The sequence below is a fragment of the Candidatus Nitrosopumilus salarius BD31 genome, from assembly GCF_000242875.2.
Lineage (GTDB): Archaea > Thermoproteota > Nitrososphaeria > Nitrososphaerales > Nitrosopumilaceae > Nitrosopumilus > Nitrosopumilus salarius.
Genome location: NZ_AEXL02000052.1, coordinates 1 through 1,527, shown reverse-complemented (window position 1 = coordinate 1,527; position 1,527 = coordinate 1). Strand labels below are relative to the sequence as shown.

The 1,527-nt window shown below is 32.4% G+C and carries 2 protein-coding genes; one reads left to right on the top strand and one right to left on the bottom strand.

Annotation, left to right across the window (positions count from 1 at the left end; genetic code table 11):
* Positions 1 to 686 precede the first annotated feature (686 nt).
* A complete protein-coding gene (locus BD31_RS10975; RefSeq protein WP_008297920.1) occupies positions 687 to 815 on the top strand; it encodes a hypothetical protein in 129 nt (42 codons plus the stop codon).
* A 307-nt stretch (positions 816 to 1,122) separates the two neighbouring features.
* Here the strand turns inward: BD31_RS10975 and BD31_RS02265 are convergent, their stop codons facing one another.
* A complete protein-coding gene (locus tag BD31_RS02265) occupies positions 1,123 to 1,443 on the bottom strand; it encodes a VIT1/CCC1 transporter family protein (protein ID WP_048097372.1) in 321 nt (106 codons plus the stop codon).
* Between the last annotated feature and the right edge of the window lie 84 nt (positions 1,444 to 1,527).

The following is a 1,527-nucleotide window of genomic DNA, read 5'->3' as shown; positions in this document are numbered from 1 at the left end:
CTTTTGTCATACTATATAGTAAGTTATGATCAATATATATCTGCATATCAAATTTTATAGTTAAATTAAAAATATATAGATAATTAGGCATGAAATTGAAAAATTACGCCAGTATATACCAACGAACCACGGAGTAAAACCATGTTCAAAAAAATAATTGAAAAACTGAAATTTGGTTCTTGTAAAACCAAGTTAATTGACGAAGTGAATTCATCTAAAAAATCTGAAAAAACAAATTCAGCTGAGGAGATGAAATAAAATGAAATACCAATGTAGTGTGTGTGATTTTTCTTGGGAAGGAACATCATATACTTTTGATCAAGTACGCGAACACGACAAAACTCACAAAAGTGGAGTGAAAAATGGTTATTTGTAATAAATGCTATAACGAACACCATGATCAATGTATGGAAAAAGCTGGCATGTTTGATTGTGGATGTAAATCCTGTGAAAAATAATGTAAAATTTTTACAGTTAAAATTTTTTAATTAATTATACATCTGAAAGAAAGGACTGAATTAGATACACAGTGATTGAGACATTTTTTAAAAATTCTTGTGTTTATAAGCGAGATACAGCTTAGGTAATCATGTTAAAAAGACTATTTTTAAAACTAAAAGGAAAACAAGACAAGACGTCAAAAGATGTGAACGCATTCAAAGAATTTGAAAAAGAGGTAAAACAAATTGAAGTATAACTGCAGAGTTTGTAAATTTCAATGGAATGGATGGATGGATACTTTTGATCAAGTTCTGATTCATGAAAAAACCCATTTGAGAAATAAACAAACTACTCCTGCTGGGGTGACGGCATAATGGTGGTACTAAATGATTTGAAAACATGTGAAAATTGTGGTAATGTATTCTCAAAAAAGATCTTGTCTAAAATTGTAAATCGCTGTCCTGCATGTAATGTGTGGAAGAAGGCCATTATAGAATGAAATCAGACATGTGGAATTATCTCAAAAAACTATTACATCAATTCATCCATCACAATATGGAAGAAAAGCACTACTGGTGGAAAAAGCAATAATCTTTTTACACGTAAAAAATATCAACTGCTACTATCAAAAAACATACCACGTTGATATTAATTTAAAATGATTTGATTATTTTCAAAATCTCAAATTGGAATTACCCCAAGATTAGACAGCTCGCTTCCAATACCATAACCGATTAAAGCCACGCCAGTCCCTAGACCTGCCATCTCCAAGCCTCCAATTATTTTGCTGGTGTTTGCCATCTTTGATTTGATCACACCAACTCCAAAAGAGGTGGAAACGCTGATTCCTATTGCCACAAAAAGGGCATCAAGTCCAGAGAAAACAAAGAAAGGCAGTATTGGCAGCAACCCTCCAATCAAAAATGATACAAACATTCTCAATGCGCTTTTTAGTGGGCTGCCTACAATCTCCAGATTCAAGTTCAATTCCTCTGTAAGCATTGTGTCAAGCCACACTTTTTTTGTCTGAAGTTATTTTATCAACTATCATCTCAAGGTCTTTTCCGGAAAATCCCTTAGCTTCAT

Bases quoted from the DNA above. Each gene is read 5' to 3' on its own strand.
- BD31_RS02265 (WP_048097372.1), bottom strand. From the start codon at position 1,443: ATGCTTACAGAGGAATTGAACTTGAATCTGGAGATTGTAGGCAGCCCA.